The sequence below is a fragment of the Bdellovibrio bacteriovorus genome, from assembly GCF_002208115.1.
Classification (GTDB): domain Bacteria; phylum Bdellovibrionota; class Bdellovibrionia; order Bdellovibrionales; family Bdellovibrionaceae; genus Bdellovibrio; species Bdellovibrio bacteriovorus_C.
This window is the reverse complement of sequence record NZ_CP020946.1, coordinates 3644269-3663696: the sequence shown is the minus strand read 5'-3', so window position 1 is coordinate 3663696 and position 19428 is coordinate 3644269. Positions and strand designations below refer to the sequence as shown.

Below are 19428 nucleotides of genomic sequence, written 5' to 3'. Positions count from 1 at the left end.
AGAAAAAAGAAAGGGTGCTGTCTCCAGCACCCTTTTTGTTTTTAATAAAGCAAGTATTTCTTTCTTTCCTTGATCCAGGATTTTTCATCCTTCGCCAAAGCTGCATCCAGGTCTTTCGGGGTCGCCTTTGGATTTTCAATCCAGTTCTTCAGCGCCGGTCCGCCGTTGATCACATCAAAAGCCAGGCGGTCTTTCACGTATTCATACGCGAAATCTCGATAGATCGGGTATTTCGGATGCATTTCGCGGATCACCTTCAGCATCAGTGCTGTCAGACGGAAAGGCTTGAACTGATCGTGCTTGTAGCTGATGCCGTCCGTGTGGAACTGGAAGCCATGGCAAAGCTTGCCCACATGCTTGTGGAAGGTCGGCTCAAAGAAGCACTCACGCAAAGTCACACCCTTAAACCACTGAGGTGCTTTCTTTTTCATGCGTACTAAAACTTCGGCATAATCAATATCCGAAGCGCCGATGATTTCCAGCGCACGAGTCGTGCCGCGAGCTTCTGAAAGAGTTGTACCCTCAATCAGCACGGTACCAGAATAAGCGCGCGCCATATTCAAAGAGGCTGCATTCGGAGAAGGATTCACCCAAGGACGTTTCAGGTCCCAGCCAAAGCCCGGGCCTTTGTCAGGACTGTAGCCCTTCATTTTCACGATCTGCAGATCCAGATCCATTTTGTAGTAGTCAGCAAAATACAAAGCCAGCTCACCCACAGTCAGGCCATGGCGCATAGGGATCGGTGCCGCACCCACGAAGGATTCCCAGCCTGGAAGCATTTTAAAGCCTTCCACCGGGCGGCCTGCCGGATTCGGGCGGTCCAAGACGATGACGGTCTTTCCAAGCTTTGCCGATTCTTCCATGATGTAAAGCAATGTCGTGATGAACGTGTAAATACGGCAGCCCAGATCCTGAAGATCAAACAGGACAACATCGAAGTGGGACATCATTTCAGCAGTCGGGCGGCGAACTTCGCCATAGAGGCTGAACACAGGAATTTTGTGAACCGGATCGACAAAGTCCGGGCTTTCAATCATGTTGTCTTGTTTGTCGCCGCGAACCCCGTGTTGGGGGCCGAAGGCACAGGAAAGTTTGATTTTCTTTGAAAGCAAATCCATGCTGTGCTGAAGATTTTCATCCACACTGGCAGGGTGACAGACCAGGCCCACGCGTTTGCCTTTAAGACTTTTTAGCATCTTTGGATTAGACAGAAGTACTTCAAGACCAAGTTTCATAAATATCCTTATTACAGAAAGAGAGTGTCTTTGGCATTCGTGCCGGCGGGCACTCGGGCATTGGCGCCCACGATCACATTCGTCAGCTCGCAACCATTTTCAACAATGGCTCCAGGTCCTGCGCAGAATGTTTTGTGAATTCGAGAATGTCCCAAAAATGCGGATTTGGAAACCAGACTGTAACCGCCGTCTGTGGAGGCCAGAACGGTTTCCTCTTTAGAGTATCTTTTCAGGGTTCCCTCTAAAATGGCCTTTTGGTAAGTCGCCGGGCCAGCCAGATAATGCAGGCACTTTTCAGAGGCCTCCAGGAAGTCTGTGGGATTTCCGGTTTCAAACCATGTGCATTCGAAAGGATAGGCTTCGACACTCAGACCCTTTTTTATGGCCGTGGTCAAAGCATCATACAGGATGTTGGATTCCCCTTGAGCCGGGATAAAGTCAAAGACCTTGTCGGATAGAATCTGCACTCCAACAAAATGCCAAGCTTTCACGGCTCCTGCGATCGGGGTTTTTCCAAAGCCAAGCACGCGGTTGTGCGCATCTGTCCAGACCCCGCCAAACTTTGTTCCCACATCAGGGTGATCCATCACCATCAGAGTCGCAAGGCTGCGCTGATGACGGTGATGAGTAATGGCTTTTTTCATGATGTCAGCTTCTTTGGGAAGAATGATTTCATCGGCATTCATCATGACGAAAGAGTCATCACCCATAAAGTGATCCCGCGCCTTCCCCAAACCGCCACCGCTTCCCAGAATCTGCCCAACTTCATCTGAAAAATGCAAAGACTTGGCATGGTGGCGCAGACTGTGGAAAAGATGGTGGATTTCACCGGGTAAGTGATAGGTGTTCACCACCAGTTTATTGATGGCTAGGTTTCCCAGAAAGCTCAGGGAGTGTCCGGCCAAAGGCACCGTCACAAACGGAATGGCCGGTTTTGGAAGTGTCAGCGTATAGGGGCGAAGTCTAGTGCCTTCACCTGCCGCCAGCAGCATCACATTCATAGAGTTTCGTACTTTCTTTCCAGTGCGCCGGAATCAATCAGGACATCGGCAAATACTTTGTATTCCGGGAATTCGTTGATGGCTTTCATCACACGGCGAAGAGTTCCGGAAAGGTATTTCAGATAACGACGATCCTGTCGCAGGTGATAGAAGCTTGCAAAGCTTCCACAGGCTTTAAAGCAGCGCTGGATGGATTGCAGTTCGTAAATACGATCGAATTGTTCGCGCGAGAAATCTTTCGGCAAGTAAGCCTTGGATCTTTCCAGATAGTAGTCAATCAGGGTGCGCGCCATGGAATCATTCATGTCCACGTAAGAGTCACGCATCAAGCTGACCAGATCATACTGAATCGGCCCCAGGCGGGCGTCCTGGAAATCAATCACGCTCATCTGATCCAGCTTGATCATCAGATTGCGGGAATGATAGTCGCGGTGAGCGATGCGTTTTGGCTCCCTGTCCAGGCGGCTTGAGATATCCACAAAGATATCCGTGATTTCTTTGTTCAGGGATTCGCCGAATGGGAATTTCAGGACACCGGAAAGAAGATTGTCTTTGCCGTAGTTCATTTCCCACAGGAACTTTTCGGTGTTGAATTCGATCTTGAAAGCGGTGCAGTCAGATTTATCCAAAGTGGCCGGGTGATGGATTTTCACGATCTCATCGACGGCCATCTGGTAGAACTCCAAAGACGCTTCCTGGCTTTGGCTTTCCCAGAACTTTCTTTCCAGAGTCAGATCACCCAGGTCCTCCAGCAGCATCAGACCTTCTTGCGGGGACTGCGCCACAACGGTCGGAACATGCACGCCGTTTTTGGCGAAGTGATTCAGCACGCTCAGGAAGGGATAGTTGTTGGGATCATAAGGCTCCCAGCGCATCAGCACCCAGGACTGGTTGTCCTGCACCACGCGATAATAGCGACGGTTGGAGGCGTCTCCGGCCAAGGAAAAGACCTTGTAGTTGTCGGAGTTCAAAGCTTTTGTCAAAAATGGAACTAGGAATTCATCGTGAGTGACCATAAGAAAAATTCTCACAGACACTCACGGCATTATCAAGGATAAATCAGACGGGAAACTTAGGCGTCGATCGGGCCGTCTTTCATGAAGAACAGCTCCAGAACTTCCTTCAGCCCCTGTGGCGTCATCGGTGCGCGGTCCACTTCAAAGCAGTTCACCGAAATTTCATCCACGAATTTTGAATCCAGCGTGCTTTCACCCAGCTCTTCCAGGCTTTTCAGGGAGCTTGTAATGATCAGAGGCTCGTCTTCCAGATGCTCTTCGCTGATATAATCCATCAACAGCTCTTGTTCAGCGGCATTCAGGTTTTCCACGTTTTCCACAAAGATTGTCATTCCACCCATACGGGCAATGTCCATAGAGGAATGCAGTTGGCCCTTGATGTCGTTGAAGGGAACAAATGCCCAGCGCCCGGTCAGCTCATGCAGTTGCAAAGCGACCTTCTTGTTGTTGTTTTCTGATCGCCCCTCAAGGTGGATCAGGTGAGAAATCAGCTCTGCAGCTGGACCTTCGTTGGGCACGATGGAATTATCGGCCAGAAGCTCATCGATGGAAGGCATTGGTTCTTCACCAAACAGACGGACGTTGTCCAGATTAGGCTGAACTTTACTAAGTTCTTCCAGGTTGGCTTCCTTCTGATCCAGATACCATTTGTACATGGCCGGTTCCAGCACCATTCTTACCAACTGAGCCACTCCAGTGCGCTTCTCACTATTCAGATCATCTGCGGATGGCACCACAGCTGTTCCCAGAAAGTTCCCATTCACTCGAATAGGAATATGAAGGTCACGCCCCCGCGTGAACATTTCTTCCGCGCCTGAAACTTCAGACAGGTCCATCAATTGACGGATCTGTAAACCCTTCCCATAGCGGTTGGCCAGAATCTGCTTTAGTCTTTCTACAAAAGAGCTATCCAATGTTGTCTGCATAAAACCACGTACCCCTTACACAAAGACTCCCTATTACAAGAGCAATGCCAAGTCTAAGGGGTGCTGTAATTTCCTTGTAGAATCAGTATTTTAGGAGGTTTTAGGCAAAAAAAGTGGGCTTTAAGATTTGCTCTTAAAGCCCACTAAGTTTCGATCATTTAGGTAATTCTTTTAGGGTCGGTGCCCTTTTTTAGCGCGCCAGTTTACGTTTATCCAGGCCGTATTTTTCGACCTTCATGATAAGACCTGCGCGGCTGATACCCAGTTCTTTTGCAAGCTTGGACTTGTTCCAACCTGTGCGGCGCAGACCCTCGCGGATCATCTCGCGTTCCAGATCTTCCAATGCATCCTTCAGCTTACCCTGCAAACGGGAACCCTGAACTTTGTTCTTTTCGCCAGCTTCCAGAACTTTCGGGGAAAGCAGCTCTGCCATCAGTTTTGTTTCTTCGCCGGAAAGAACACAAAGTCTTTCGATTTCATTCTGCAGCTCACGCACGTTACCCGGCCATGGATAGTCATACAACTTTTCCAGGGCGCGTTTGGTGATCTGGCGTTTTGGTCCGCCTTGCTGATCGTGAATTTTGTTAAGGAAGAAATCCACCAGGAAAGGGATGTCTTCTTTTCTTTCACGCAGAGGTGGAACGCGGATGTTGATCACATTCAGACGATAGTACAAGTCTTCACGGAAGGTGCCTTGCTCTACCATCTCTTTAAGGTTTCTGTTTGTTGCCGCTACGATGCGCACATCCACTTTTCTGGATTCCGTCGCACCCACTGGCATGAACGTGCCTTCTTGAAGGACACGCAGCAGTTTTACCTGCATCTGCGGGGAGGTATCCCCGATTTCATCCAGGAAGAAGGTCCCTTTGTCAGCCATTTCAAAAAGACCTTTCTTGTCTTTCAAAGCGCCGGTGAAAGAGCCTTTTACGTGACCGAACAACTCGGATTCCAAAAGGTTGTCATTGAACGCGGAGCAGTTCTGAATAACGAACGGCTTGTCTTTGCGGTGAGAGTTGTAGTGAATTGATTTTGCAATCAATTCCTTACCTGTACCGTTTTCACCCTGTACCAACACTGTGGAATCCGCACCTTTGATCTTATCAAGCAAAGCGTACAGAGACTGCATTGGTTTGGATTTACCGATCATGTTGTCATACTTGAAACGGTTGCCCAGTTCCTTGTTCAGTTCTTTGATGCGGTCTTCACGGGAAGAGATTTCCAGGTGAAGAGTCACGATTTCCTGAGCCACCAGTTCGCAAAGCTCATTGAAGTGAGCGCGCTCCTGATCATCCAGGAATTTCAGCTTGCCCAGACATTTTTCAATCACTTCGCCGGACATGCCAAACGCTGCAAGGCGCTCGCGGATTTCTGTCAGACGTGAAGTGAAGTTGGAGTCACGGAAGAAGCCCATAGCCACAACCGTACCCACACAGTCATTTTCGATCATGATCGGGAATACACCCACATCGAAACCAACCATGTCCCACTTGCGCAGGGAGAATCTGTTTTGGGAAGTGCGAAGATCATCCAGAGACTTGGTCACAAGTTCTGCGATGCTTTGCTGGCCAGCTTCTTTTCTTACCAGAGCTGTGATTGCCGGGTTGCTGAAAGTGACTTTATCAGAGTCATAACCTTTAAGCATTCCGCGCTCGTCTGTGAAAACAACGTCAATGTTCCACCACGCGCTGAGAATCTGTTTGAGCTTGTTGATGACATGTATATGTTCAAACTCATCCCAATTAATCATAAGTATCGTCCTTTCAGTGACTGTCAAAAGTATCGATACTTTTATCGTCAAGAAAGTAGACGAACTTTAGCGGGACTGTCTAAAGAGCGTGCAAAGCTGGACCAAGGACTGGTACGCATGTCTCATTCTAAGACTTATATTCAGGCGGGATGTGCTTTCCTTCGCCATCACGAAGCGCATGGTAGGTCGGAGACATGATTTCAATCTGAGCTTCGTTAAACAAATCCTGAATATTTCTGTATAGATCGGAATACACATCGTCAAAATTGTTTGCAAGACGGGTGTAGCCGTTCAGTTCATACTGCACGTAGGAGTTGTCCAGAGCTGTCTGGAAAACAAACGGCTTCGGATCTTTTAATACGCCTTCGGTGCGGGCTGCGGCTCCCAGCAGAAGCTCGTGCACCTTTCTCCAGTTCACATCATAACCAATTGTGATTCGTGGATTCAGGATCAGTCCTTTGGTGTCAGCAACGGCGCTGAAGTTGATGATGTGGCTGTTCAGGACATTTGAATTCGGGATCGTCACATCCACATTTTTAATCGTACGAATGCGGGTAACCAGAAGGTTTTTTTCAACGACATCACCGACCGTCGTGCCGAGTTTTACGCGGTCACCCACCTGAAACGGGCGCATGTACGTGATGACCAGTCCTGCCACCATATTGGAAATGGCAGAGCTTGACCCCAGAGAGATCAGAAGCCCCAGGAATACAGAAACTCCCTGAAACGCTGGAGAGCTTGAGCCCGGCAGGTGAGGGAAGATGATGATCAGTGTGAACGCCAGAACCAGAATTCGCACCAGATTGTAGGTTGGGTGAGCCCATTCGGGATGGAATCCTTCAATTTTCAAGTATCCGCCTTCCACGCGCAGGAAGAACAAGCGGATGACTTTCAGAATGTAACGCATCACCAGGCAGATGACGACGACGTAAATGGCTTTGGGTATGTAGTCGATGATGGTCTTCAGTACTTCCTTCAGAGGATCCAGAATGTAGTGAAGCATGTTTTCCGAGATGTGCTGCGTGTCGGGGAAAAATCCCAGCACCAGGGAGAAATAGAAATAAAGACCCAGCAGCGTAACAATCAGTCGGAGCCCCTTTAGCAGGCTGCAGATGCCAGATGTCAGGGCCTGAGCGGTGATGATTTCAAAGTTGTGGATTTTTAAAGCGGGTAGCTGGCTGTGGGGCAGGGACTTGATTTTTTTCTGCAGCCACGGAAAAAGCCAGCTCATCAGGGACAAGGCCACAATCAGGATGATGGTGGCGATACCGGTGTTGATAACAGCGCTGCTTAGCTCAGATCCAAATAAAGTAGACATACTTTATTTAGATCATAGAACTAAGTGTGTTGCAAACTGTGGAAACGGAAGTATTCGCCCTCATTTGACATGAGGTCTTTGTGAGTTCCGATCTCGGCGATTTCACCTGATTTCATGACGACGATCTTGTCAGCTTTTTGAATTGTCGACAGGCGGTGTGCAATCACCAGAGCTGTGCGGCCTTCCATCAGGTGATCAATACCTTTTTGGACTTCAATTTCACTGGCAGTATCCAAGGCACTGGTCGCTTCATCCAGGATCAGTACCGGGGCATCTTTAAACATCGCTCGCGCAATACTGATGCGTTGTTTTTCACCACCGGAAAGAAGATTTCCGCGGTCACCCACGCGGCTCTGATAACCTTGTGGTGTCTTCATGATGAAGTCATGGGCATTGGCCAGCTTTGCCATGGCAGGGATGTCTTCGCGGGTGCGGTTGTAATCACCAGCCCAGATGTTCTTTTCAATGGTATCGCTGAACAGGAACACATCCTGAGTCACCAGTGCGACATTACGGCGCAGATCCTGCAAACCGATGTGGTGGATGTTCACGTCATCAATCAGGATTTCACCAGAGGTGGGGTCAAAGAATCTTTCCAGCAAATTCACGATGGTGGATTTGCCGCTGCCGCTGGCGCCGACCAGGGCAACCACTTCGCCGCGGTTGATTTCAAGATTCAGGTTCTTCAGGATCATTTCTTTGCCATAGCTGAAGCTTACGTTTTTATATGTGATCTTCTTCCAGTCTTTCGGGAAAGGAACCGGATTGGCAACTTGAGGAACCTCTGATTCGTTTTCAATGATTTCAAAGATACGGCGCAGGGAAATGGTCACTTCCTGAATGCGCACATAAGCTTCCTGAACACGCTTTATGGGCTGATTGATCATCAGCAGAGAAGCCACAAAGCCCACGAATGTGCCTGGTGTGCTGCGACCAGCGGCGATTTCATAACTCACGTACATGAACACACAAAGTACAATCGCTGTGGCCAGGAATTCAGTCACCGGACCACTGGCTTCCTGGCGTTTGTAGATGGTCTTGCGAATACCAAGGTACTTGTCGGATTCCTTGATCAGGCGCTCGCCCATGTCTTTTTCAAGATTGAAGGATTGAATGATGCGAACGCCGTCCAGACTTTCCTTGATGGTGGAGGTCATGTACTCCATCACATCGCGTTCCTGGGGGATGTACTTGCGCATGCTGCGCGCGATATTTTTTAGAATGACGGCAATCAACGGAGCAATCAGGAAGGTTGCCAGGGTCAGCTTCCAGTCGATGCGGATCAGATTGATTAACAAACCCACAAGCATCAGTGGATACAGAAAGATGTCAGCCACGACGCGCAGGCCATCCTGGATGATGCGAATATCATTCAGAATACGGCTGATCAAACCGCCGGAACCCGCGGCATAGTTGTTATGGAAGGACAGATTCAGGCGCATGAACTTCTGCTGAAGCTTCTGGCGCAATCCCTGAACCACACGTTCAGCCGTGTAGTTCATCAGATAAATGTGGAAGTAGCGGGACGTCGCCTGAACCAGAGCCAAACCCAATGCTATCGGCACAAGGGTGGCCATGGCTTGCTGCTGGTTTGCAGACAGCCCGTCAAACAGACCCTTGATCATATAGGCCAGTTGAGTGGTTGCCAGTGCGTTCAGAATCCCTGTTGCGGCGACGATGTAAAGGGTGCTTTTGTACTGTTTAAGTTCGCCCAGGAGTTTCTTGATTTCAGGTGACATCATTTGTTTCCAGATTACGAGGTTTGGTGGCTCTCGATATAACGCTTGAGATATTGCCCCGTCAGACTTTTCTTCACTTTCATGATGTCGTCCGGAGTGCCCGTAGCCACAATGTTTCCGCCTTTTTTACCTGCTTCGGGACCGAGGTCAATCACATAATCTGAACCGCGGATCACATCCAAATTGTGCTCCACGACGACGACGCTGCCGCCAGTCTCGATCAGCTTGTTCAAAACCTTCATCAAAAGCTCGACCTCGCGGAAGTGCAGACCGGTGGTCGGCTCATCCAGGATGTACAGGGTGGACTTCTGTTGGACTTGAGACAGTTCTTTGGCGATTTTCAGACGCTGGGATTCCCCACCGCTTAAAGAATTGGCCGGTTGCCCCAGTTGCAGGTAATCCAGACCCACTTCTTTTAGTACGCTCAAAGGCTTACGGATATTCGGGTGAGCCACGAAGAAATTCATGGCTTCATTCACGGTCATTGAAAGAATTTCGTGAATATTTTTGTTTTTGTACTGAATTTCCAGGATCTCGGGACGGTACTTTTTACCGTCACAAACGTCACATGGGATAACCACGTTATCCATGAACATCATGTCGATTTCCTCATAGCCTGTGCCTTTGCAGGCCGGGCAGCGTCCGCCATCCACATTCAAACTGAAGGTTCCGGCCGTGTAACCACGGGACTGGGATTCAGGGGTTGTCGACATGATCATACGAATGGCATCAAACGCCTTCAGGTAAGTGATCGGTGAGCTTCGCGCGGATTTACCAATCGGGGACTGGTCGATTAGCAGTACGTTCTTGATATGCTCCACGCCATCCAAGCCGGAATAGTCCTGCGCTGGCATGTATTCAATATCCAAAGCGCGAGCCAAGGCCGGATAAAGAGTTTTTGAGATCAAAGTCGATTTGCCTGAGCCACTGACGCCCGTTACGGTCACCAGACGATTCAGCGGGAAGACCACATCCAGATTCTTCAGGTTGTGGCCTTTGGCGCCTTTGAGTTCAATCTTAACCTTGTAGTTATCGACATCCACCGGGCGAATCGTGCGTAAAGCCTGCCAGTTTTTGGAAGGCTTCAGGAACGGAACGGTGTTGGACTTTTCATAGTCATAGAATTTTTCAGTGGTGCCAGAGTAAACAACCTCACCACCTAGGTATCCAGAGCCAGGACCCATTTCGATGATGTGCTCGCTGGCTTTGATCACATCGTGATCGTGTTCAACGATGACCAAGGTGTTTCCAAGGTCTTTAAGATCCTTCAGGATCGAAATCAGGCGGTCGTTGTCGCGCGGGTGCAGACCCACAGTCGGTTCATCTAACACATACAAGGCTTGAGAAAGACCCATGCCCAGTTGGTTGGCCAAGATCAAACGCTGATATTCTCCGCCGGACAGTGTGCGGGTTTCTCGTCCTAGGGACAGATAATGAACCCCGACACGCATCAGGAATTCCAGGCGTGAGCGGATTTGTTTTAACACTTCACCCGCTACTTCCTGCTGGAATGGCGTGACTTCCAGTTTTTGGAAGAAGGTATTCAGGTCCTCAATCGTCAAATTGGAAAGATCATTGATATTCGAGTTGGCAATTAGAACGTGATTGGCTTCCGTGCGCAGGCGTGCGCCTTTGCAAGTCGGGCACTGGAACGGACTGCGGAAGCGGGAAATAAACACACGCACGTGCATTTTGTATTTGATCTGATCCAAGTATTCAAACAGGCCCCGCACGCCGAAGAAATCTTTATTTCCATTCCAGATCACATCACGTTCCGCTTTTGGAAGGTCTTTCCAAGGTGTGTGTGTGTCGATCTTGGTTTTTTTGCAGTACGCAAGCAGCTGCTTTTTTTCATGAGCCGCACTGGGCATCCAGAGCGGGCTTAAGGCCCCTTGAGCCAGGCTCAAATTCGGATTTGGAATCACTTTTTCTTCGTCGATGTCCAGGATATTACCGAAGCCTTTGCAGGTTGGGCAGGCCCCGATCGGAGAATTAAAGCTGAAAAGTTTCGAGCTCAGTGGTGGCGGAGTGTAGCCACACACCGGACAGGACGCTTCTTCGCTGACTTGCAGGCGCTCTCCATCAGTGGAAAGAATGGTCGCTCGGCGGGTGATCAGATGAGTGTTGTATTTGATGCTGGCTTCATAGGCTTGAGTCAGTGAATCTGCCAGTCGGCCGCGTTCATCCTCGTTGAAAGACATACGGTCGATCACCAGATAGAACGTTTCTTTAGGCAGACCTTTTTTGATTGCGGCGGCTTCGCCAATTTCGACGACCGTACCCATTTCTTCATTGGTCAGGCCGCCAGGATTTGTGGGAACGACTTCTGGAGCCTCCACTTTTTTGGAGGCCTTCTTGCCGGAAGCTTTGGTTTTTTTACCAGCAGCTTTTGCTGCAGGCTTTTTAACCTCGGTCACTTTTGGGATGTAGATACGAAGGTAGCCGTCCTGCAAAAGAAGTGAATGAAGCTTTTTGCCTTCAGCCACCCGGCCTTCAGAATTGATTTCTACCAGAAGATAACCGCGCTTTCCGGCAAAGTTCTTTAGAACCTTGTCGGTGGCTTCGGTCACACTTTCTTTTTCAGTGGGGCAGTGGTGAGTCGGGCAGTAGGATTTCCCGATTTTTTCGTAAAGCAGTCGAAGATAGTCGATGATTTCGGTCGTGGTTCCCACGGTCGATCGGGAGCTTTTAACCGTATTCTTTTGTTCAATCGAAATCGCCGGGGGAATATTATTGATGCCTTCGATGTCCGGTTTCGGAGCTTTGTTCAGAAACTGACGGGCATAGTTGGACATGCTTTCGATAAAACGGCGCTGACCTTCGGCAAACAGAGTTTCGAAGGCCAGGGAAGATTTCCCGGAACCACTGGGGCCGCAGATCACAGTCATGGAACCAACCGGGATCTTGACCTCAATGTTCTTAAGATTGTTTTGTTTCACCCCCCAGAGGTGAATATCCTTCATTCCGATAAATCCTGTTTGTAGAAGTCAGTCGCTTCTTCTGCTTTGTTCGAAGCGGCTGTAGGTTCAGTCCCTTCAACGAAAGCCTGACGAATGATCTTCTTGGTTGAAGCCGAAGCCAGTTTACCTGTTTCGCTGTCGATATTAGCAAACACAATACCGTCCGGCACGGGGAAAGTCATCTGCGGAAGACCTTCGTGAGCCGCTTTCATGTAGTCCACCCAAATCGGCAAAGCAGAGCGTCCACCGACCTCGCCTTTACCCAAGCTTTTTTCTTTGTCAAAGCCCACCCATACACCAGTGGAGATCTGCGGGCTGTAGCCGATAAACCACGCGTCAAAGTAGTTGTTCGTGGAACCTGTTTTGCCAGCCACTTCGCGACCCACCGCTCTTGCGCGACCACCAGTACCGCCAGCGTCTTCAACAACACCTTTCAACAAGGTTGTCATGACATAAGCAGTGGAAGGGCGAATCAGCTGATCAGCATCCTGGAAGAAGATGCTTGGATCAAGTTTGGCATTCTTGCCTTCCTTCTTTTTCATTTCTTCGATCTTGGCTGGATCGTTCATGGCTTCCAGGAAGGCTTTGCGACGCTCTTCGAAACCGTCATTGATGGCTTTGATCTCTTTGTCAAAACGAGCATCCAAAGACACGGTTTTTAGCAGATTCTTGCCATTGGCATCATCCACCTTGTGAATCAGCAGCGGGGAAAGTCTTTTTCCAAGGCGACCAAATTCAGCAAAGGCTTTGGTCATTTCATACAAAGTCACACTGCTGGAGCCCAGGGCCAGTGTAAAGTCCGGATTCAACGGACTGTAGATTCCCAGGCGACGAGCGTATTCCATAGACCATGGAACACCAACATCCTCGATGATTTTTACTGTCGGGATATTCAAAGATTTGACCAAAGCGTTGCGGAACAGAATGTCGCCACCGAAGCTTTTGGAGTGATTGGATGGCTTCCAAACCTTCATGTCACCCTGACCTTCAGCATCGTCAGCGGCGCCGCCTTCTTCGTATACAATCGGGGCATCCATGATCGGAGTTGCCGGAGTATAGCCCTTTTCCAGGGCCGAAGCGTAGACGATTGCTTTGAATGCAGAGCCTGTCTGGCGGGGAGCTTGAATTGCACGATTGAATTCACTTTTTGCGAAGTTGGATCCACCCACCATCGCCAGGACATCCTGATTTTCCTGATCAAATGAAATCAAGGCCCCTTCAACAAGTGGTTCCTGATCCAGTTCAAGACCGATGAATTTGCTTAAGTCGGGTGCGGCAGCAGTCGGCTGGCCTTTTTTCTTGCTGGCCAGTCGAGTGGAGTTGAATTGATCTGCGACCACTTTCACCAGAATCACATCGCCTTTCTTCAGCGCTTCAGAAGGTTTTTTGATCGCGGCCAGGTCATAGCGAGCCTCGGAATCCGGTTTGCGGGCCCAAGTCATGGTTTCAATGTCAATCACGCCGCGAGTCTCTGGCAGTTTCACGTAAACCAAACCCAGCGCATCGTCGACTTTTTCAACGACACCATTCACGGTGTCTTTCAGTTTGATATACGGAGGCAGCAACGGATGCAGCTTTTCATCCTGCGCTGATTTCACCGGCACGATATCGGCGAACTTTCCGTCCGGCAGAATGGTTCTTTCCGGAGTGAAGTCCGAGATCAGCTTCTTTTGATTTTCTTTCAGGAACTCTTCAATAGCGTCTTCATCAGATAGGTTTTTGGAAGGACCACGATAACCCTGACGCTTATCCAGGGATTTCAAGCCCTCCTTTACAGATTCTTGCGCTGCCATTTGCTTGGTCAGATCAAGGCTGGTGTAAATTTTCAGGCCCTTGTCCAGAACCATGTCTTCACCCAGTTGATTCACCAGCAACTGACGAACAGTTTCCAGATAGAACGGAGCATACTCTTCGTAGTTTTCGCGAACGTAAACCTTCACCGGCTCTTTGATGGCCGCTTCGGACTCTTCTTTGCTAACGTAACCCACATCAGCCATGCGGCGCAGAACATAGATCTGACGTTCTTTGGCGCGCAAAGGATTTGAAACCGGGCTGTAACGGGAAGGAGCCTGAGGAAGACCCGCCAGGATTGCCATTTCGGACAAAGTCAGTTTGGAAACCGGTTTGCGATAATAAGTCTGGGCGGCCTGTTCAACACCGTAAGCTCCCTGACCGAAATAGATCTGATTCAGGTAAAGGAAAAGGATGTCTTCCTTGCTCAGATTCTTTTCCATCTCAATTGCCAGAAGAATATCACGCAATTTTCGGGTCAGAGTTTTTTCAGAGGACAGAAGCAGTGTTTTTGCCACCTGTTGCGTGATCGTCGATCCCCCTTGAACGGAACGACCGGCGCGCAGGTTGGCTAATGCCGCACGGAAGATCGCTTGGGGATTGATCCCTTTGTGCGAGAAGAACTGATCATCTTCGGCCGCCAGGAACGCATTAACAAGATTCTTTGGAATCTTTTCGTAAGGAACCAAGGTGCGGCGTTCGCGGAAGAACTCACCGATTTTCTTGTTGTTGCGATCATAGACCTGACTGACCAGCAGGGGCTGGTAGTCTTTCACAGTGATCAATTGTGGCAGGCCGGATCTGACAGACTGAATGATGAGGTAGACACCGAGGATGCCGACAAGACCGAGGGCGACGCAAAATAGCAGGATCTTTTTTAACACTGTGGGGGGCTCCTTTAATAAGCCCCCATTCTAACAGTGCAAATGGGTAGGGTCTAGGGACACTGGCCCGAAGGCTGGGTCTTACTTTCTGCCTGATTTGGAGCCCGAGCTGCGGGAACGTTTTGAGGATCCTTTTGCTGCATCACCCAGGTGGCATTGAGCGGCCAGTTCGGAATTCGAAGCTACAGTCGCCTTTACATCTTCAATAATCTCAGTTTGCGCGGAGATTTCACTGGAGGCTTCCTCAGATGTGTATTCCGCACCACGTTTTGGCGCAGGACCCAAAGTCATCAAAGAGTTGTTCGCCCGGTTCAAGGCCTCGGTGTAGCTCTGCTGTTTAGTAGCCAGGGCTTTTAGTTTGGTCTGCATGTTTTCCTGAGCCGCCTGCATCTTGTTCTGAGTCAGGGTCATCAGGTCAGTGACCTTCTTTTCGGCCTGAGTTTTTCTTTTGGCAGTGTCCGCTTTCATCTGATCCAACTGCGTGGAAGCCAGATTCAAAGAATCATTCAGTTCGTCGGTGCTGGCTTCAGCATTGCGGATCTGGTCGTTGATGGATTCCATTTTTGCGGCACTTTGTTCGTTCAAAGAAATTCGAGCCTGCTGGAAGCGGTTCATACATTTGTTGAACGCATCCAAAGCCGCAGCTTTTTGTGCTTTGGCTTTGGAAATATGGCTTTTGTTGGAGGTCGCGTTCACTTTGCCATAGGATTCAGCGGCCTTGGTGTATTCCTGATTACAAGCATACTTGGATGTTTCTGCCGTTAATTCCAGCATTTTGGTCGCTTTTTCACGAACGGCATTGGTCATCTCAGAACGCAAAGCGATGATTTTGGAGTTGTATTCGCGCAGCTTTTCTTTGGCAGCATTTTGGCTGGCCTGGAACTCAGAGATCTTTTCACGCTCTTGCTCATCCAATGACGTCTTAGTTTCTTCCAGTTCCTGTTGGGCATCGGTCAGAGCCTGTTGCAGTTCCTGAATGGTCGTATTGAACGTCTCTTTGATCTCAGCTTCATCATCAGCCAGTTCGGCGATGTCTTTTTGAGTGTCTTTGATCTCGGTTTCAAGGCGCTTTTTTTCGTCGTAATAGTCGCGACCATTCATCTGTGGGCAAGAGCCACCAATATTGGAGCCGGCCGGAAGACCCATCAAAGTGCCGATGGCGTCAGTGGTGTCAAAGCTATCAGTGCCCAAAGTTTCGGAGCAGGCAGCGGCTTTTTCCGCGCATCCTGAACCCATGCCGGCTTTGCGGCAGGCTTCGGCGATTTTATTCTTAGCAGTCGTGATTTCACTGCGAGCTTGGGAACATTGCGATTGCAGTCGAGCCGCTTTGCTTTCAGCGACTTCTTCAGAGGACTTGGTAAAGCTAAGGCCTTCAGCCAAAGATACGGAAGGGGCTACCAAAGAAAGGACGCTCAGGATGTTGATAACTGTTTTGACAGATGCATTTTTTTTAGAGCTTGAAATCTTATTCATTTGATTTCCTCCCCGATGATAATGAGTGGTGCAATACCAGTACCAATTATCGGCAGACCTGCCTAAAAGGTTTACGTCTCACAATGAGATTTCGGCCAGAGCCAGTACAGGCGGGAAAAGAAAATAAAAAAGCCCGGCTTGGGACCGGGCTTCGAGGTGTTTTGAAACTGAAAAGGTCTAGGAAGCAACCGCACTTCCGCAGTGAGCGCATTTGCGGGCCTTCACCGGGATGGAAGAGCAGCATTCCGGACACTCTTTCGTGGTCACCGGAGCTGGTTCCTCAGCCTTTTTCATCTTGTTGGCAGCTTTCACAATCAGGAAGATGGCAAAGGCCACGATAACAAAATCCAGAACCATGTTGATAAAGATACCGTAGTTCACAGTTGCCACACCAGCCGCTTTGGCAGCGTCCAGCGTTGGATAAGATTCTCCATTCAGGGCGACAAAAAGATTTGAGAAGTCCACCTTGCCCAGGCCCAGTGAAAGAATCGGCGTTAAAACGTCAGCAACAAATGAAGAAACAATCTTGCCGAACGCCGCACCGATGATGATACCCACGGCCATGTCCAGAACATTGCCGCGCATGATAAACGTTTTGAACTCCTTAAACATGGTTTCAATCCTTTCTTAGAATTTTGCCACGAGATTCATTGTACTCGTGGTTGTGGTGTACTTGCCATCAGCAGGAATGGAATTTTGATATTGTAATAGATAAGCCAACTTCAAAGAGAACACAGAGTTCAACATCACATTCAAGGAAGCTTCCGTGTTGAACAAATAAGCATCGGTGGTTGTGAAGTTCGGCAGATACTCCGCCCAGTATTTGAATGACAAGGTTTTATCCAGAGCTTTGTTAAATTCGGTGAACAGACGGCCCATGTTGTCATGAGTCGTTCCGCCAGTGGTTGGAAGTGTCTTCTGATAACGATAACCGACCTCGAAGAACCAGTTCATTTCGTCAGATTTGATCACGCTGTACTTCAAACCCAAGTCGGAAGAGTCCCTTTGGATGTAGCCGTTGAAGATATCGCTTTCTGCCTTTTGGCCGGCAAACACGCCCAGATAGTCGGTCAGTTCACGTTCGTAACGAGCACCGATTTCCCAGTTGCGGGCAGATTCAACACCGTTGGAGTCCGTTTTTAAGTAGCGCCCGAATGCGGAATAAACATTTTTGTCCTGCGTGTAAGTGGTTTTTGCTTTCGCAGCATAACTCTCAGAATCACTGTTACCGCTGACAATTACGGCACCAGCTTCTGCTTCACCGGTAACCGGAGCCGCAGCGGCAGAGAACGAACAAAGCAAGGCGAACACACTTGCGGCAATCGAGAACATCTTCATACACAAATCTCCTTTTATTTATCCAGGATTTGACTCTAGTTTTAATTCGCTCATCGTCCAAGAAAAAATTGATGAGAAACACAGTAAAATCTGCTAATTTTTCCGGGAGGTTTGTGCAGGTGCAAAAAGGTTTTAACTCAGATATTACAGTGCGCGGTCAGAAGTTCCACATTCAGACAGAGGATTGGGGAACGCAAAATCCTTATCTGGTCAGCAGAATCTTCTGCAACGGAGCTGTGATGAAGACCATCAAAACACCCTATGACACTGTTTTGAAGCTGGGGTCTGTTCAGTCGGAGGAAGCCATCAAGTTGGCCCTGCGCCGTCAACACACCACGATAATTGATACCCTGATGGCGGGAAGCCTTCCTTAAATCCTTCAAAAACACCAAAACCTCGACTTGTGGCGAGTATTCATCAGCAGTCATCTTTCATAAGATGAAGGGATGATTGAATTCTCTCACGTCTATAAGACCTATCCAGGCCCGGTTCATGCGCTTAAGAATATTGATTTGCGCATCGACAAGGGTGAGTTCGTTTTTCTGACCGGTCCCAGTGGGGCAGGTAAAACAACTCTGTTCAAGATGATCTCAGCCTACGATATCGCCACATCAGGGGATGTGAAGGTGGCGGGCCATGATCTATTGACGATGCGAGATTCCCAAATTCCGTTCTTTCGCCGAAAAATCGGTGTGATTTTCCAGGATTTCAAACTTTTGAAGGATCGAACGATCTTTGAAAATGTCGCGTTGCCATTGCAGGTTCGCGGCGATAAAGCACCAGCCATTCAGCGCCGTGTGTACGAGGTGCTGGAGCAGGTGGGCCTTGCGCACAAGCATGATCAGTACCCGGACTTCGTTTCCGGGGGGGAGCAGCAAAGAACCGCCATTGCCCGGGCGATCATTCATCAGCCAGGAGTGCTGATTGCCGATGAGCCGACAGGAAATCTGGATCCGCGCTTAAGTGAAGAGATCATGGATCTTCTGGAACGTGTTTGCTCTCAAGGGACCACCGTCTTTGTGGCAACGCATGATCACGAGATGGTTCGTCGTCGCAAGAAGCGCACACTGCAACTGCAGGATGGAATGATTGTGGGGGACACCAAGTGAGACCACATCAAAAGAACTGGGCGTTGAAGGTTTCCACCCTGGTTGTCGTGACCGCGTGTTTTGTGGTGATGGGTGCCGCCCTTTTGGTATCTCAGAATTTCAGAAACATTCTGACTCTGTGGGGTGAGGATGTGCAGATGACGGTTTACCTTTCTCAGGATCTTTCTGAAAAAGGCCGTCAGGACATTGAAAGTAAAATCAAAGAAAATGAAAATGTGGCAGGCGTGAAGTTTGTCACACAAGAGCAGGCTTTGGGTGACTTCCGTTCCCAGATGGCAAGTTATGCTCCGGATATCTCTCAGGATGAAGAACTGCTTCGTCTGATTCCCGCAAGTCTTTTGGTTCAACTGAAATCCGATGTGGCCGCGGCCGAGCAAACAACCGTGTTGCAGTCCATGGCCGGAAAGCTTCGTCAACTGGAGGGTGTGGATGAAGTCAGCTATGGCCAGGACTGGGTTGAAAAGTACGCTGCACTGGTTAATGCGATCGAGCTGACCTTGCGCGCGTTATGTCTGGTGATTCTGGCAGCGTCCCTGTTTGTTATGTCCAACGCCATTCGTGCCTCGGTTCAGGCGCGCAAGGACGAGATTGTGGTGCTGGAAATGATTGGTGCCACGCCTTCCATGATCCGAAAGCCATTCCTGGTGGAAGGAGCGGTGTTGGGGGTTGTTTCCTCGGTCTTGTCTTTGGGTCTTTGTTTTGCCGTTTACATCGGGATCAAAAATCTGCTGATCACGAAGCTGAGCTTCCTGCAACTGGGCGAGCACATTCAGTTTATGGGTCCGGTGCTTTTGGTGGTGTTTGTTATCGCGGGCACTGGGCTTGGGGCCTTGGGATCTTATCTGTGTGTTCGTCGCATGAATGACGGCTTTGCCGGAAGTCAGGGGTGAT

15 protein-coding genes are annotated in these 19428 nt (G+C 49.3%); 3 read left to right on the top strand and 12 right to left on the bottom strand.

Annotated features, from left to right (window positions below):
* Nucleotides 1–41 precede the first annotated feature (41 nt).
* From B9G79_RS17535 to B9G79_RS17480, 12 genes are all read right to left on the bottom strand, one after another.
* The gene (locus tag B9G79_RS17535; RefSeq protein ID WP_088566636.1) at nucleotides 42–1235 is read right to left on the bottom strand and encodes an exo-beta-N-acetylmuramidase NamZ family protein; all 1194 of its coding nucleotides are present in this window, start codon (nucleotides 1233–1235) and stop codon (nucleotides 42–44) included.
* An 11-nt stretch (nucleotides 1236–1246) separates the two neighbouring features.
* Nucleotides 1247–2236: a sugar phosphate nucleotidyltransferase gene (locus B9G79_RS17530; protein WP_088566635.1), complete on the bottom strand. Its 990-nt coding sequence runs from the start codon at nucleotides 2234–2236 to the stop codon at nucleotides 1247–1249.
* Nucleotides 2233–3267 carry an aminoglycoside phosphotransferase family protein gene (locus B9G79_RS17525; protein WP_232468879.1) on the bottom strand — a complete coding sequence of 345 codons (1035 nt, stop codon included), beginning with the start codon at nucleotides 3265–3267 and terminating at the stop codon, nucleotides 2233–2235. The genes B9G79_RS17530 and B9G79_RS17525 overlap by 4 nt, the downstream gene beginning before the upstream one ends.
* A 41-nt stretch (nucleotides 3268–3308) precedes the next feature.
* Nucleotides 3309–4178, bottom strand: coding sequence for a hypothetical protein (locus B9G79_RS17520; RefSeq protein WP_088566633.1), 870 nt, complete (start codon nucleotides 4176–4178; stop codon nucleotides 3309–3311).
* A gap of 190 nt (nucleotides 4179–4368) precedes the next feature.
* Complete coding sequence (locus B9G79_RS17515) at nucleotides 4369–5925, bottom strand: sigma 54-interacting transcriptional regulator (protein WP_088566632.1); 1557 nt, start codon at nucleotides 5923–5925, stop codon at nucleotides 4369–4371.
* A gap of 127 nt (nucleotides 5926–6052) precedes the next feature.
* Nucleotides 6053–7243, bottom strand: coding sequence for a mechanosensitive ion channel family protein (locus B9G79_RS17510; RefSeq protein ID WP_088566631.1), 1191 nt, complete (start codon nucleotides 7241–7243; stop codon nucleotides 6053–6055).
* Nucleotides 7244–7263: 20 nt separating this feature from the next.
* Nucleotides 7264–8985 (bottom strand): ABC transporter ATP-binding protein, encoded by a 1722-nt coding sequence (locus B9G79_RS17505; RefSeq protein ID WP_088566630.1) that lies wholly within the window; start codon nucleotides 8983–8985, stop codon nucleotides 7264–7266.
* Nucleotides 8986–8996: 11 nt separating this feature from the next.
* Nucleotides 8997–11945 carry an excinuclease ABC subunit UvrA gene (gene uvrA, locus B9G79_RS17500; RefSeq protein WP_088566629.1) on the bottom strand — a complete coding sequence of 983 codons (2949 nt, stop codon included), beginning with the start codon at nucleotides 11943–11945 and terminating at the stop codon, nucleotides 8997–8999.
* Nucleotides 11942–14617 (bottom strand): penicillin-binding protein 1A, encoded by a 2676-nt coding sequence (locus tag B9G79_RS17495; RefSeq protein WP_088566628.1) that lies wholly within the window; start codon nucleotides 14615–14617, stop codon nucleotides 11942–11944. Before B9G79_RS17495 ends, uvrA begins: the two co-directional genes overlap by 4 nt.
* An 81-nt stretch (nucleotides 14618–14698) precedes the next feature.
* Nucleotides 14699–16090 (bottom strand): hypothetical protein, encoded by a 1392-nt coding sequence (locus B9G79_RS17490; RefSeq protein ID WP_088566627.1) that lies wholly within the window; start codon nucleotides 16088–16090, stop codon nucleotides 14699–14701.
* A 177-nt stretch (nucleotides 16091–16267) separates the two neighbouring features.
* Nucleotides 16268–16702 carry a large conductance mechanosensitive channel protein MscL gene (gene mscL / locus B9G79_RS17485; protein WP_088566626.1) on the bottom strand — a complete coding sequence of 145 codons (435 nt, stop codon included), beginning with the start codon at nucleotides 16700–16702 and terminating at the stop codon, nucleotides 16268–16270.
* 15 nt (nucleotides 16703–16717) lie between these two features.
* Nucleotides 16718–17428 carry a DUF481 domain-containing protein gene (locus tag B9G79_RS17480; protein ID WP_088566625.1) on the bottom strand — a complete coding sequence of 237 codons (711 nt, stop codon included), beginning with the start codon at nucleotides 17426–17428 and terminating at the stop codon, nucleotides 16718–16720.
* A gap of 71 nt (nucleotides 17429–17499) precedes the next feature.
* Here B9G79_RS17480 and B9G79_RS17475 point away from each other — a divergent pair, with 71 nt between their 5' ends.
* The 3 genes from B9G79_RS17475 to B9G79_RS17465 all read left to right on the top strand — a co-directional run bounded on the left by B9G79_RS17475 (nucleotide 17500) and on the right by B9G79_RS17465 (nucleotide 19427).
* Nucleotides 17500–17802 (top strand): hypothetical protein, encoded by a 303-nt coding sequence (locus tag B9G79_RS17475; protein WP_232468877.1) that lies wholly within the window; start codon nucleotides 17500–17502, stop codon nucleotides 17800–17802.
* Between the two features lie 72 nt (nucleotides 17803–17874).
* A complete protein-coding gene (ftsE, locus tag B9G79_RS17470; protein ID WP_088566624.1) occupies nucleotides 17875–18537 on the top strand; it encodes a cell division ATP-binding protein FtsE in 663 nt (220 codons plus the stop codon).
* Nucleotides 18534–19427, top strand: a complete 894-nt coding sequence (locus tag B9G79_RS17465; protein ID WP_088566623.1) for a cell division protein FtsX — start codon at nucleotides 18534–18536, stop codon at nucleotides 19425–19427. The genes ftsE and B9G79_RS17465 overlap by 4 nt, the downstream gene beginning before the upstream one ends.
* The last annotated feature ends 1 nt before the right edge of the window (nucleotide 19428 follow it).